The sequence below is a fragment of the Pandoraea faecigallinarum genome, from assembly GCF_001029105.3.
Lineage (GTDB): Bacteria > Pseudomonadota > Gammaproteobacteria > Burkholderiales > Burkholderiaceae > Pandoraea > Pandoraea faecigallinarum.
Genome location: NZ_CP011807.3, coordinates 471563 through 485704, shown reverse-complemented (window position 1 = coordinate 485704; position 14142 = coordinate 471563). Strand labels below are relative to the sequence as shown.

The window sequence follows — 14142 nt, the reverse complement described above, 5'->3', positions numbered from 1 at the left end:
CCCTCGCGCCGTCGCCGCGCCTACAGCACCACCTTGACCATCGGGTGGCTGGTCAGCTTGCGATAGATATCGTCGAGGTGCGCTTGGGAGTGCGCGCGCACCGTGACGGTCAGGCCGAGGTACTTGCCGGAACTCGACGGCCGCATCTCCACCTTGGCGGCGTCGAACTGCGCGTCGAACTCACGCAGCAGTTCCACGATGGCCTGCGCAAAACCGTCCTGCGCATGGCCCATTACCTTGATCGGAAAGACGCACGGAAAGTCGATCAGGCTCTTCTTCTCTTCCGTCGTCATAGTGCCTCCTTGGCGCGTTGATACGCCGCATAAAGCGCACGGAAGACGGGGCCCGGCTTGCCGTCGCCCACCGGCTTGCCGTCGAGCGTGACCACCGCCAGCACTTCCTTCGTGGCCGACGTGATGAGCAGTTCGTCGGCGTCGCGCACTTCCGCTTCGCTCACCGCACGCTCCTCGAACGGGATACCGCACTCCCGCGCCAGCGCTTCGAGCGCACCGTACCGAATGCCTTCGAGAATTCGATTATCGCGCTGCGGGGCGGCCATTGCACCGTGCTTGACGACCCACACGTTGCTCGACGACGCCTCGGTCAGCATCGCGTCGCGGAACTGGATCGTTTCCTGCACGTCGTGATCGGCCGCGTATTGCGCCATCAGTACGTTACCCAGCAGCGACGTCGACTTGATGTGACAGTTCAGCCAGCGGCGGTCTTCATGCGTGACCGCCCCGACGCCCTGCTCCACCTTCTCGCGGCTGGGCAGCGCAAGCGGCGTGGCGATACCGAACACCGTCGGCGTCACGTCCTTCGGGAACGTATGCTGACGGGGCGCGACACCACGCGTGACCTGCACGTAGACACTGTGCGGATCGGCTGCGCACGTGGCGGACAGGCGTGCGAACAGCGCTTCCCATTCGGCACGCGTGTACGGATTGGCGATGCGAATCTCCGCGAGACTGCGCTCAAGGCGGTCGAGGTGCTGTGCGAGACGGAACGGCTTGCCGTGATAGACCGGCACGACTTCGTAGATGCCGTCGCCGAAGAGGAAACCTCGGTCGAGGACCGAAATCTTCGCGTCGGAGAGCGGAATCAACTCGCCATTGAGCCAGACGGTGGGGTTATTCATGGTGCGGACGTCTTCCGTATCACTTCTTCACGAACATCAGACGCAGGGCGTCCCATGCACGGCCGATGAAGCTGGCTTGCGCCACGTCGTTCAACGCCACGACCGGAAATTCCGCAAGTTGCTTGCCGTCCGCCATGACCTTGACGGTGCCGACCTGTGCGCCGTTCGCGATCGGGGCGATCAGGGGCTCACGCAGTTCGAGCTGCGGCTTGATCTTGTCGGCCACGCCCTTCGGCACGGTGATGAAGGTGTCCTTCTTCACGCCGATCTTCAGCTCGCTGTCCTTGCCCTTCCACACTTTGGGCGTGGCCACGACCTGATTGGCGCCGTACACGCGCAGCGTGTCGAAGTTCTGATACGCGTAGTTCAAGGCCGAGAGGCTGTCCTGCACGCGCGCGCGTTCAGTCGGCTCGCCCACGACCACCGAGAGCACGCGGCGGTTCACGCCCGGGGCGCCGGGCAGCGGGCGCGACGCCGTCGACACGAGGCAGTACCCGGCTTCCTTCGTGTGGCCGGTCTTCAGACCATCGACCGTCGGATCGAGATACAGCAGGCGGTTACGGTTGGGCTGGCGGATGTTGTTGTACGTGAAGCTCTTCTCCGAATAGACCTTGTAGTACTCGGGGAAGTCCTGAATCATGCGCGTCGACAGCGTGGCGATATCCGCCACGGTCGTGTAGTGCTGCGGGTCGGTCAGACCGTCGACGTTCGTGTAGTGGGTGTTCTTCAGGCCCATGCGCTGCGCCGCACGGTTCATCAGTTCCACGAATCCCGGCTGTGAGCCGCCGACGAGCTCGGCCAGCGCGATGGACGCGTCGTTACCCGACTGGACGATCATGCCGTACACCAGGTCGTGCACCGAGACCGGCTTGCCAGCCTCGATGAAGGTGCGCGATTCGTCGCGCCCCACCTTGCGAACCGATTCGCCCGGAATGACGGTCTGTTCCCACGAGATACGTTTGTCGCGAAGGGCTTCGAAGACCAGATACGTCGTCATGATCTTCGTGAGCGACGCCGGCTCAACGCGGGCGTCCGGATCGCCGGCGGCGAGCACCTGGCCGCTGGTCACGTCGACGATGGCCCACGCCTTGGCCGTCATCGGCGGCGGCGGGATCTGTTGAGCACGGGCGGGAAGCGTAGCAAGCGAGCCACAAGCGACAATCGCCGCGGCGACGGCGGCACGGGACAGCGAAGCGTTGAATTTCATTGGCGATGAGGAAAACGAAGTGAGCGATGTAAGACTCAGGGGCATCTGCACTTGAAGGAACGCCGCGCAACCAACGCTTTGGCGAGCGCGGCACGGCGAAGAAGACGGCGGCACCGGAGCGCCGGAGCCATACCTGTCGGGGACATAGACCCTTCACGGCACGACATGGTTCAGACGCGAATTATACCCGTCGCGATATGACGTCTCCGGCGAAGCGAGCGCTGGCTGTCGAAATTGCGAAAAATTCGTGCGGGATGTATCAATGACGCCACGCGTCGACCACGATCTGTTTCAGCAGGGGCAACAAGCCGTGGAAGAAATGCTCGCCGCCGGGGATTACCACGACGGGCAAGGTCTGCGGCCGCGCCCAGTCGAGCACCGATTGCAGCGGCACCGTGTCGTCCTTCTCGCCGTGGATGACGAGAGTGTCGGCCGGCACCGTGGCCACGTCCCAGTTGCTCGCGGCCGTGCCGACGAACACCAGACGTTGCGCGGGCGTGCCCGCATCTTCCAGCGTTTTGGCCACGTGCGAGAGGACGAACGTGCCGAACGAGAATCCCGCGAGCGCAAGCGGGAGCGTCTCCCAGCCGGGTTGCCGGCGCATCCATGCGATGACGGCGAGCAGATCGTCGCGCTCGCCGATTCCCTTGTCGTGCTCGCCCGCCGATTTGCCCACGCCGCGGAAGTTCGGGCGCACCACGGCGTAGCCGAGTTGCACGAAGGCACGCGCCAGCGTCTGCGCGACCTTGTTGTCGAGCGTGCCGCCGAACAGCGGATGCGGGTGCGCCACAAGGGTGATGCCGCGCAGACTGTCCGGCGCTCCGGCCGGGCGGTCGATGGCGATTTCGATGGCACCGACGGGGCCGTCGATGGTGAAGCGTTCGGTCTGAGCGTTCATGAGCGATTGTTGGACTGAAGTGCGGAGCTGCCGGATCAGTCGATCAGCAGACGCTCGACGATTTCGCCTTGCGCCAGATGCTTCTCGACGATCTCGTCGATGTCGGTTTCGTCGATGTACGTGTACCAGGTCCCTTCGGGATAGATCACCACGACCGGACCCTGTTCGCAGCGATCCAGGCACCCGGCCTTGTTCACGCGCACCTGGCCGGGACCGGCGAGCCCGAGCTGCTTGACCTTTTTCTTGGCGTATTCCTGCATCGACTGCGCATTGCAGTTCGCGCACGACGGACGATCGGCGCCCGCTTCACGCTGATTGAGGCAGAAAAACACGTGATGCTTGTAGTACTGCGAGAGGGTTGTCATGTCGGTTCCGTGGGGGAAATGGGCGACTGAACAACACGCTGCGCGCGTGCTGCCGACGGGTTGCGGGCCATTCTAACCGACCTGCCCCGGCATTGCGGGCACGCCCGGCAGGCAGGCGCGGGGCGTCATGCGAAAGGGATACGCAAATGCGGATTCCGGGACGTTCGCCCCTCACGGGGAGCGCCGCGGCGCGAGCGCCCGGCTAATCACCCAAGACGGCGCTGCACCGCCATGAACAGGGCGCAGAACGCCGCCAGACACGCGAATCCGAAGAAGACGTTCACGCACGAGAGCACCAGCGCCTGCTGCGAGGCGAGGCTGCCCACCCACGCGGACGCCATGTGCGCGGCGGTGGCCGGATCGACACTTGCCGCGAACGTCTGCTGTGCCTGTGAGACGGCCGCGTTGTAGGCGGGGTTGAGCGGCGTCATCGCGGGGGTGAGCTGATGCATGAAGACAGCCTGACGGTCCTGCATCAACACGGCCATCATGGACACCGACATCGAGCTGACCAGTTGACGCACGATATTCTTCGTCTGATAGCCGTGCTGGAAAACGTATTCGTCCATACCGCGAAACGTCAACTCGGCAATGGGAATCATGGCGAACACCCCGCCGAGCCCGCTCAGGACCATCGGCAGAATCAGCCACGCGCTCGACACGCCCTGATAACTCTGCGACAGCAGAAAGGCGTATCCCAACAGACACAGGTAGCCGAGCAGCACGAACGGCTTGAGCTGCACGAACTTCGGGCGCGCCAGCGTGTACAGCACCGCCACGACCAGACTGGTCACGGAGGCGACGGCCTGCAGGTACCCCGTGTGCTCCACGCTCCAGTTCAGCCCCTGCTGCATGTAGATCGGGAACAGATACGACGTCGAATACGAGAAGAAGTAATACACGGCGTACCCGCCCAATCCGAGCACGTAGACGGGGTTGCGCACCAGCACGCGAAAGTCGATGAGCGGCTTGTGATGCGAGTACTGATGCCACATGTAGCCGATTGCGCAGACGGCGCCAACGAGACACAGTTCGAGCAGATGCAGCGGATTGGAGAAGAAATCGAAGCGCGAGCGCTGCATCATCACCTCGACGAACAGCACGCCTGCCGCGAAGAATACGATGCCGCGCATCTCGAATTCGCCCTCGTCGCGCAAGCGCTCACGGAAGTCGGGAATGAACAGCCACGAGGCGAAGGCCCCGGCGAGCGCAATCGGCACCACCACAAGAAACACCGACGACCACAGGAAGTGATCGACGAGATAGCTCGCGAGCAATGGCGCGGAAATCTGTCCGCCGAAGAAGCCGTACGTGAAGAAGAGCAATGCGCGCAGGCGCTGCTCTGGCGCGAAGCACAGATTGATAAGGATGCGGCTTGCCGTGAACAGCGAGCCGGCACCGAGCCCGAGGACGAAACGCGCGACGGCGAGTTGCGTGGGGTTGTGGGCCATGCCGCACAGCCATGCGCCGAAGGCCATGAGCGTGAGCGCACCGGTGAGGAATGTACGATAGCCGAGACGCGACGCGAGCCACCGTTGCTTGAGAATGACGAGAATGCCCGCAACCGCGTAGAGAGTGGAGACGAAGGCGTACTCTTCGGGCGCCGCGCCGACACCGCCCGCGATGTGCGACGACGCGAACACGAACATGCCGTTCTCCAGCATTTCGATGCCCGTCGCAGCCGCGATCACGGCCATCAGCACACGTTGCCGTGTTTTGTGCGCAAACGCCAATCCCCAGGTGCTCATCTTCCCTCCCAATGAAAACCGCCCGGGATCTGCCTGTGGATGCCGGGCGGTCATGGCACATCAAGTATCAGCATGCCTTACATGAGAGTTTAGGATTCGCGCGCCATCTCACCAATGGGTTGTCGGCCAATACGCTATTTCCGAATTGGAAACAATCGGAACCGGCAATGTGGCGCGGACGGCCGTCTGACGGGCATTCCGGAGGAAAACATGCCATAGCGGAATTTCAGCGTCCCGCCCGGAACGGTTCAGCGCTGTTTTCCGACGCTGCGCGCGGGGCCGCGATGACTCGGATCGAACATCGCGAGCAGATAGATCAGTACAAGATAGGGCCACGTCCAGGCGAGCCAACGCGCCAGCACGTTGAAGTGGACATACTGACCCTGGCGCCACGATTGAAGCGCCGCCTCGTAATACGGGTTCGCGGGCAGCAGGTTGACGAAGACCAGCAGCACCACGAGCGCCGCGAGCGCCATTGCGCCGCGCAGCGCACGTGGCCCGCGCCCTGCCAGCATGAGCACGAGGGTGCCGATGACCAGTCCGTAGATCGCCCCGGCCGTCACCCAGTCGAACGCCTGCGAGGGCGAGAATTGCCACGCCGAAGCGATTGCCTTGATCGCGAATGCGCTGATGAACATCGCGCACAGCAACGGCACGCGCGGGGCAGAGCGTCGCATCGCCAGCGTGGCGAGCAGCCCGGCCAGTACCGTGCCACTGGCGGTCACGACCGTCTCCCATAACGCGTGACTGGCCACGGCATCGAGCTCGGACAGATAGTCCTGTAACTGACCGAGCCTGGGAACCCAGTCGAGCACCAGATCGGTGACGTCCGGATCCTGCCAGAGCCAGATCTGACGCACGAGATCGCCGTCACCGAAGAGAAATTGCTGCGGATACGCCTGCGCCCATGGCCACAGCGCCAGCAGCACGAGCAGAAGACTCGCATGGCGCTCGAACCACGCGAAGCGCAGATGCCTGAGCCAGCCACGGTCGAGCAGCGGGCTCGTGAGCGGCACGGCCACCGCGCCGCCGATGAGCGCACCGAGGGCGTTCGTCGCGAGATCCACGTTCGACGCGACACGCGTGGGCAGATACGTCTGCAACGCCTCCATGCCGCACGAGAGCATTGCGCCGAGCAGGAATGCCGCGAGTACTGCACGTGTGCCGCGCCATGCCGGGTGCAATGCAAGCACCGTCAACGTGCCCAGCGGCATGTACCCCAGCACGTTGGTGACGACGTCGAACATCGTCATCCAGCGAGGCAGGGGCGCGAACAGATAGTCGAACGGGCCGACCGCGGCGCGTTGAAATTCGAACGGGTAAAGACTTGCGTAGGCGATCAGCAGAATCAGGCACAACAATGCCTGACGCGTTAGCGGAGAAGCGCGTCGTTGCCAGGGTTTGATGTCCTGCTCAGCCATCGGCGAGACAATCCGCTATCGCGAAGGCGCCGCTGCACCCGGCGAGGACAAGGCGGGCAATGCGCGCGTTTGCGCAGGCGCACGAGTCGTGGCCGACGGCATGGGCACGCGCCCGGCGAGCCACTGAATCAGTTGCCGTTGCACGGTATCGCTGGCGGTCGCAAGCGCTTTTGCACCGCCCGCCGCATCGGCTGTGGCGGCAGGCGCCTGCCCGCGCAGCGTCGTCTGGGCGAGCAGCTTCGGCCCGTCGAACAGCGTCGCGCGCACCTGAACGACACCGTGGCTTGCCGAGGTGCTGTCGAAGTATTGCGCGAACTCCTCGATTTCCACCCGCAGCGCGGGTGCCGCGGCCGGGTCACCGGCCGCCAGTACCACGCGGTCGACGGACAACGCGGCCCGCAGGCGATCGCCGAACAGCCGTACCGGCGAGGACAACCAACGGCTGTTCGCGTACACGCGCGCCTGATCGCCTTCGCTGACGGGCAGACGGTAATAGATCATGTCGGAGTCGAGCCAACTGGGCGCGTTGACCACGACCTTCAGCGGCGACAGGCTCGGGGCACCGGCGGCAACGACTTCCGAGGCCGGGGCATTCACGCCGCTCGCATGGTTTTGCGTGTCCGATGCGGCAAGGGCCGACGCAGGCATTGTGGGCGGCCCGAGGTCGAACCGTGCCAGTGAGGCCGACGGCGACGGTGCCGCACAGCCCGCCACCAGCACCGCCGTACCGAACGCGACACCAAGCGCGGCCGCCATCCGTTTTGCAGCACCGCGAACGCACGTGCCGGCAACCGCGCGCCACGCACAGTATCGCCACACGGCGAAGCGGCCTTGGCGATTCGCACCGAGGAGCCTCGCCTTGCTCGTCTCGATCGATCCAGTCGGCTCAGTCATCTCGGTATCCTCTTGTATGACGGTGATAACGGTGTCGCAGCTCATTGCCCTGCCCCGCCCGTGCCGCTCGGCCACGCGAAGCCGGCCTCGCCCGGCCCCGGCGGCGGCGGTGTCGTGCCGAACAGCAGCGCGCGCGGATTGCGGTTGATCGTCTCTGCCGCCTGACCCACTGCCTGCGACGTGAAGCGCAGGTCGTCGGAGAGCCGGTTCAGGCGCGGCAGCGCTTCCTGTTGCAGCGAACCTTCGAACGTCTGCATCGTGCCCTGGAATGCCGCCAGACTCGACGCCGCCTGATCGGCCGCGCGTCCGACGCTGTCCAGATTGCGCACGAGCGGCCCTTGGGGATCCGTCAATTGATTCGTCAGGCGATGCGCGCCCGCCAGCGTGCCGTTCAACTCGCGCACCGTCTCCGGCAGTTGCTTCGTGACAGGTTCGAGCTGTGTCGCCACCCGGTTCACGCCCTGCGCGGCAGTCTTCACACTGTTGATCGAATCGAGAATTGCCTGCCGGTTTTCAGGGGCGAGCAGCTTGTTGACGGAGGACGTTGCCTCTTCCAACTGATGCACGAGATTGTTCCCGCGCCGCTGAAGTTCGTCGACGAAGCTCGGGCGCAGACGCAATTGCGCGACCTGGGTCTGCGAGGATGTCAATAACGTACGGTCATGTCCGTCGTCGTCCAGTTGCACGAACGCCAGTCCCGTCACGCCCTGATAGCTCAACGTGGCGAACGTCGATTTGGTCATCGGCGTGCCCTCGTTCACGAGGATACGAATCAGAATCTGCCCCGGCTTGCGCGGATCGAACTTGATGGACTCCACTTTGCCGACGCCCAGGCCGCGATAGCGCACCGCCGATTCGGGATTGAGGCCGGTCACATTGGTGGTGGCAACCAGATCGTAGGGCACACGCACGCGGTTGTCGCGATTGAACCAGTACACCGCCGCGGCGACCGCGGCAAGCAGCACCAGCGTGAAGAGGCCCGCCATGAAAGCGTGCGATTTATTTTCCATCGTCGAGTAACTCCGAAATCTTGGCACGCCGTGCTGCGGGCAAAGCCAGCAGCGCGCGTCTGCCTCGCTCACCGAGGAAGAAGCTGTGGATGAACGGGTGGTCGACACAGACCACGTCTTCGACAGGCTCGTTGACGAGTACTTTGCGTTCGGCCAGCACTGCCACGCGCGTGGCGAGCATCATCACGGTATCCAGATCGTGGGTGACCATGACGACGGTCAGTCCGAGCGAGCGGTGCAGCCCGCGAATCATGTCCACGAATTCGTCGGACGCCTGCGGGTCGAGTCCCGCGGTCGGCTCGTCGAGGAACAGCAATTCCGGCTCCAGCGCAATCGCGCGCGCGATACCGACACGCTTTATCATGCCGCCCGACAACTCGGACGGCATGCGGTTCGCCATCCGTCCCGACAACCCCACCATCTCGAGCTTGTACATCACGACATCGCGGATCAGATCTTCGGACAACGTGTGCAACTCACGCAATGGCTGGGCAATGTTGTCGAACACCGTCATCGCGGAGAACAGGGCACCACGCTGGAACAGCATGCCTGAGCGGCGACGCAGCAAGTGCGCGGTACGCCGGTCGATCATCGTAATGTCGTGACCGAAGATGCTGATGTGCCCGCTCGTGGGCGCTTCCAGCCCAATGATCTGACGGATCAGCGTAGTCTTGCCGGAACCCGAACCGCCAACCAGCGCAATGATCTCGCTCTGACGCACCGTGAGATCCAGATGTTCGTGAATCGTGTGAGTGCCGTAGCGCTTGGTGAGGTCGCGCACTTCGATGACAGGCTGGGCTTCGCCCGGCAACGTGGACGAGACCGGCGGACACCCGGCCGAGGCGCCAAGGCGCACGTCGCCGCCCTGCGAATGCTCCGGCGCCGCACGTGATTTGGACGGATCGCGCACGATGGAATCGCTCATCAGCCGATCCCCACATTGCGAAAGAGAATCGCAAAGACGGCATCCGCCAGAATCACCACGGTGATCGACGTGACGACCGACTGTGTCGTACCTTCGCCGAGGCTCTGCGTATTGGGTTTCACACGCATGCCGAAGTGGCAGGCCACGAGCGCAATCAACATGCCGAACACGACCCCTTTGCCCAGACCGATCCACAAGTTCGCGATGCGAACTGCATTGGGCAGTGTGGTGAAGAAGTAATGCAGCCCGATGCCAAGCTCATACTTGGCCGCGAGCGCACCGCCCAGCAGCGCGACGATATTCGTCCACATGACGAGTAGCGGCATCGCGATCGCCAATGCGATGACCTTGGGCAACACCAGGCGCAGCCCATGCGGGATGTCCATCACGCGCATCGCGTCGAGTTCCTCGGTCACGCGCATGACACCCAGTTGTGCCGTAATCGCAGAGCCGGAGCGCCCCGCCACGAGAATCGCGGAAAGCACCGGCCCGAGTTCGCGGATCACTGAGAGGCCGAGAATGTTCACGATGAACGTGCTCGCGCCATACAACTTCAGCTGCTGCGCAGACAGGTAGGACAGGACGATGCCGATGAGAAATGCGACCATCGCCGTGATTCCGAGCGCCCGGGTGCCCGCGCTGTAAATGTTCGCTGACATTTCGAGCCACGGCGCGCGTACCGGATGACGTACGACTCGGCCGAGGTCGATTACGAAACGGCCGAACATCGTGATGCCATCGCGCAAATGTTCGCCGAGTGTGAACAACGAATAACCCAGGCGGCTGATCGGATCGACGCGGCGCGTGGGCACCGGACTCTGGCGCGTTCGGTCGAACTCGGCCAGGTGATCGAACAGCGCGCGCTGTGTCGGCGTGAGCGCGATGCGTTCGGGGTACTTACGTTGCCAGTAGCGCCATAGCGCCTGCGCGCCCACGTGGTCGAGACGTTCGACGCACGTAAGGTCCCACGCCAGGTCGCCGCGCGGCAGGGCATGGACCAGGCGCAGCAGCGTTTTCTTGCGCTGCGAGAGCGCCAGCGCCGTCCACAGGCCGCGCAACATCACCACAGGGCCCTGTGGCGAGGTAGCCAGTTCCAGAGTGGGTACGGCATCGAGGTTCAAAACGGGGGATCTCCTGACGGCAAACTGGCCGGAATCCGGCGTGAATCCAGCAAAACGCGGTCATTGTACGGTACAGGCGCGACCTGTCGATGGCAACCCGGCGCGCGCTGAAAACCTGCCGGAATCGTCCGACGCGTGCCTCGGATAATGCCGAAATACAAGGCCAGACACAGCACAGCCGGGCGCGGCGCCTGCCGCGCCGCTACAATAGCAGCCATGAATAACGCCGCACTTTTCCCGCCCGACGCCGCCCCTGCCACGACGCCTTCCGATTCCCCGGAACGTCCGTCCGGCGAGGCTGCCGTGTCGACGACCGGCTCGCCCGCCCGGCATCTCGATGGCGAGCGCATCCGCTCGTGTCTGAGCGCCGCGTGCCGGGGCTGGCAGATCGAAGTGGTCGATGCCACCGGCTCCACGAATCTCGACCTTCTCGCCCGCCTTCGCGAAGACGCCTCGCATGCGCCCATCGTGCGCGCCGCCATGCAACAGACGGCGGGGCGCGGACAGCGCGGCCGGGCGTGGCAAAGCCTGCCGGGTGACAGCCTCACGTTCTCGCTTGCATATGTCATGCCGTGCGGGCCGGCCGAACTGGCCGGATTGTCGTTGGCCACAGGCGTTGCCGTGGTCGAAGGACTATCGGACTTGCCGCTGGCGGCACCTCAGGCGCTGGGTCTCAAATGGCCCAATGACGTACTGCTGCGCGGCGGCAAACTCGCGGGCATTCTGATCGAGACGGTGCCCGCCGGACAGGGGCGCATCGGCGTCGTCATCGGCATCGGCGTCAACCTTCGGCATGCCGCGGATGTGGCCACGCGCATCGACAACGCCACCGCAGCGACAAGCGCGTCGAGCACACGGGGCGCATCGGCTATGTCCGCGGCGTCCGCTGCACCGCCCAATCCGGCCATTCCGGTCACACCGCCCGCGGCCCTGGAATCGGTGCTGGCTGATCCGGATATGTCGTCGGTACTCGTCGCGCTGGTGCAACGCTTGTCGACAATGCTCGATCGCTTCGCCCATCACCGGTTCGCCGCATTCCGTGAAGACTGGGAAGCGATGCATGCATACGCCGGGGCACCGATTCGCGTGATCGAGCATGGGCGCGACATATTGCACGGCGTGGCCCTGGGCGTCGACGCACAAGGTTGCCTGCGGGTAGCGACGAACGAAGGCGAACGCACGATTGCCAGCGGCGAAGTGTCGGTACGCCTGCTCGATACGTCCTCAGCAGCGGGCACGTCCGGAGCCCGGGAGGATCGCCGATGACCGCCCCACGGCGAACATCACCGACGTCGCCCACATTGACCGGCGCGACGGCTACCGGCGGGGAAACGGGCGCGAACGCCGCCCCGTGGCTGCTTATCGATGCCGGGAATAGCCGGATCAAGTGGGCGCTGGCACCGGCGAGGCGCCCTGCCCACTGGCGCGCCGCCTCGCCGTCGTTCCTCGCCAGCGGCGCGGTGGATCATGCGCAGTGGCGCACGCTCGCCACGCAGATTCGCGCCGGATGGTCCGCACTCAGTTCGGCTGAGGCCGCTAAGGCCACTGAGGCCACTGAGGCAGCTGAGGCGGCTGAGGCGGCCGGGCCGGCTGGGACCGAGGGTTCTGAGAGTTCCGGCCGTGGCGAAGCACCGCGGGCATCCGCAGGCCACAGCGCCGCCGATGTGACCGCCGGCGACGGCAGCAGACACTTCGCGCCCAACACCGTGCCTTTGGCGCTTGGGCAGGCCGGGCGCGACGATGGATTCATTTGTCCCGAACCGGCTGGCGTGTGGCTCACCAACGTCGCCGGAGACGCCGCCGAACAAGCGGTGCGAATGACGTTACAGACGCTGTGGGGCATGGCCTCCGCCGACTGGCTTCAGGTACTGCGCGCGAGCGAGTCGCGGGCAGGAGTGCGCAACGGCTACCGGGAACCGGCGCAACTCGGTAGCGACCGATGGGCGAGCCTGATCGGCGCGCACGCGGCCTGGCCAGGCGAACATCTACTGATCGTAACGCTCGGCACGGCAACGACCGTGGAAGCGTTGCGTGGCGACGGCGAATATCTCGGCGGGCTGATCGCCCCCGGCCCGGCACTGATGCTCCAATCGCTCGCTCAGGGCACGGCTCAGTTGCCGGCGCTCGATGCCGCCATGCCCTCCGGTGGACAGGCTTTTGCACGCAGCACGACCGAAGCGATTCTTCGCGGCTGCGCCGCATCACAGGCGGGCCTCGTCGAGCGCAGTCACGCGCAACTGGAAGCCCAGCTTGGGGCGGCGGTCCGGTGCGTGCTGTCGGGCGGCGCGCGTCACGCGCTCGCACATGCGCTTTCGCTGCCCTTTACCGAACACGACCAGCTTGTACCGGCGGGTCTTTACGAGGTCGCGCTGCGAGCCACCGAATCGCTGCGTCCCACCGAGCCCGCGTCGCCCGATGCCGCTGCGACCGATATCCCGGTAAGCGCGTCGCGCCGTGCCGGACATGCAGGCGGAGGGATCTGAGATGTTGCGTGCGTTGTTGCTCGTCATGTTTCTCGCGGCAAACGCGGCGCTGGCGGCAGTACAGCTCGGCTGGCTGAAATGGCGTGACGTGTTGCCCGAAACCGGCCGTGAACCGGCACGCATCACGGCACAGCTCGACCCGGCGCATGTTCGCCTCACTGGCGCGGAGATCGGTACCCAGTTACCGGCCAGTGCGGCGGCAACTGCTGCCGAGGCATCACGTAGTGCAAGCGACAGCGATGCGACGGCATCGACAGCATCGACGGCACCGGCTGCGGCGTCAGCGGTAGCGGCGGCAAGTCAGGCCATGGCCGCGACAGCACCGGCTGCGGTGTCGGGCGAAGCCGGAGCGTCGCAGGCGGCTGCCGCCGTTGCGGCATCCACGTGCCTCGACGTCGGACCGTTTGCCGCCGCCGACGCGCAGCAGGCACGTGGTCTGCTGCTCGCCGCCCTTCCCGCCGGACAGGGCGATATACAGTCGATCTCGGTGGACAAGCGGTATTGGGTGCACCTCGACCCGGTGCCGAACAAAGCAGCCGCGGACAAGCAAGTGGCGCAGTTGCGCTCGGCTGGTGTAACGGAATACTTCCTCGTCAACGACGAAGGCTCGACGCTGGTCGTGTCGCTGGGACTGTTCAACGACAAGGACCGTGCCACGCGTCTGATGGCGGCAGCGCAAAAGAAAGGTCTCACACCACAGTTGAGCGAGAGGCCGAACGCCAGGAGCCGAATCGTCTATCGCATCGCGGGGATCAACGCGAATGCGGCGACGCAGGTACGCGGCGTCGTCACGCAGCAATGGTCGGTGCAACTGGTGAAGGCGTGCCCGGCACCGGCGGGTAGCCCGCCGGTCGGCGCGCATTAGCGAGGTGCGTCGACCGCGTGCGTTGGCGGCTTGGTTGGTGGCTTGGGTTGGTGGCGGGCGTTGATGA

Annotated in this window: 14 protein-coding genes; 3 read left to right on the top strand and 11 right to left on the bottom strand. The window is 64.8% G+C overall.

The genetic code is table 11. The features are described from left to right. Positions 1 to 20 precede the first annotated feature (20 nt). From AB870_RS02170 to AB870_RS02120, 11 genes are all read right to left on the bottom strand, one after another. Positions 21 to 293 carry an HP0495 family protein gene (locus AB870_RS02170; RefSeq protein ID WP_047906756.1) on the bottom strand — a complete coding sequence of 91 codons (273 nt, stop codon included), beginning with the start codon at positions 291 to 293 and terminating at the stop codon, positions 21 to 23. Continuing rightward, entirely contained in the window at positions 290 to 1138 is an 849-nt protein-coding gene (locus AB870_RS02165; RefSeq protein ID WP_047906755.1) for a D-amino acid aminotransferase, read from the bottom strand. Before AB870_RS02165 ends, AB870_RS02170 begins: the two co-directional genes overlap by 4 nt. 19 nt (positions 1139 to 1157) lie before the next feature. Beyond that, the gene (locus tag AB870_RS02160) at positions 1158 to 2345 is read right to left on the bottom strand and encodes a D-alanyl-D-alanine carboxypeptidase family protein (protein ID WP_084663240.1); all 1188 of its coding nucleotides are present in this window, start codon (positions 2343 to 2345) and stop codon (positions 1158 to 1160) included. Positions 2346 to 2604: 259 nt separating this feature from the next. Continuing rightward, positions 2605 to 3243: an alpha/beta hydrolase gene (locus AB870_RS02155; RefSeq protein ID WP_047906754.1), complete on the bottom strand. Its 639-nt coding sequence runs from the start codon at positions 3241 to 3243 to the stop codon at positions 2605 to 2607. Between the two features lie 35 nt (positions 3244 to 3278). Then, entirely contained in the window at positions 3279 to 3608 is a 330-nt protein-coding gene (locus AB870_RS02150; RefSeq protein WP_047906753.1) for a (2Fe-2S) ferredoxin domain-containing protein, read from the bottom strand. Between the two features lie 206 nt (positions 3609 to 3814). After that, a complete protein-coding gene (locus AB870_RS02145; RefSeq protein ID WP_047906752.1) occupies positions 3815 to 5356 on the bottom strand; it encodes an MFS transporter in 1542 nt (513 codons plus the stop codon). A gap of 248 nt (positions 5357 to 5604) precedes the next feature. Further along, the gene (locus AB870_RS02140; protein WP_047906751.1) at positions 5605 to 6777 is read right to left on the bottom strand and encodes a VanZ family protein; all 1173 of its coding nucleotides are present in this window, start codon (positions 6775 to 6777) and stop codon (positions 5605 to 5607) included. Positions 6778 to 6792: 15 nt separating this feature from the next. Further along, positions 6793 to 7671 (bottom strand): ABC-type transport auxiliary lipoprotein family protein, encoded by an 879-nt coding sequence (locus tag AB870_RS02135; protein WP_071386824.1) that lies wholly within the window; start codon positions 7669 to 7671, stop codon positions 6793 to 6795. Between the two features lie 41 nt (positions 7672 to 7712). After that, positions 7713 to 8681 (bottom strand): MlaD family protein, encoded by a 969-nt coding sequence (locus AB870_RS02130; RefSeq protein WP_047906750.1) that lies wholly within the window; start codon positions 8679 to 8681, stop codon positions 7713 to 7715. Next, positions 8671 to 9606, bottom strand: coding sequence for an ABC transporter ATP-binding protein (locus AB870_RS02125; RefSeq protein ID WP_237170026.1), 936 nt, complete (start codon positions 9604 to 9606; stop codon positions 8671 to 8673). The genes AB870_RS02130 and AB870_RS02125 overlap by 11 nt, the downstream gene beginning before the upstream one ends. Beyond that, positions 9606 to 10727, bottom strand: coding sequence for an MlaE family ABC transporter permease (locus tag AB870_RS02120; protein ID WP_047906749.1), 1122 nt, complete (start codon positions 10725 to 10727; stop codon positions 9606 to 9608). Before AB870_RS02120 ends, AB870_RS02125 begins: the two co-directional genes overlap by 1 nt. Before the next feature lie 216 nt (positions 10728 to 10943). Here AB870_RS02120 and AB870_RS02115 point away from each other — a divergent pair, with 216 nt between their 5' ends. The 3 genes from AB870_RS02115 to AB870_RS02105 are packed head-to-tail and all read left to right on the top strand — an operon-like array spanning position 10944 to position 14075. Then, positions 10944 to 11993, top strand: a complete 1050-nt coding sequence (locus AB870_RS02115; RefSeq protein WP_047906748.1) for a biotin--[acetyl-CoA-carboxylase] ligase — start codon at positions 10944 to 10946, stop codon at positions 11991 to 11993. After that, complete coding sequence (locus AB870_RS02110; protein ID WP_084663234.1) at positions 11990 to 13210, top strand: type III pantothenate kinase; 1221 nt, start codon at positions 11990 to 11992, stop codon at positions 13208 to 13210. Before AB870_RS02115 ends, AB870_RS02110 begins: the two co-directional genes overlap by 4 nt. Before the next feature lies 1 nt (position 13211). After that, complete coding sequence (locus tag AB870_RS02105; protein ID WP_047906747.1) at positions 13212 to 14075, top strand: SPOR domain-containing protein; 864 nt, start codon at positions 13212 to 13214, stop codon at positions 14073 to 14075. The last annotated feature ends 67 nt before the right edge of the window (positions 14076 to 14142 follow it).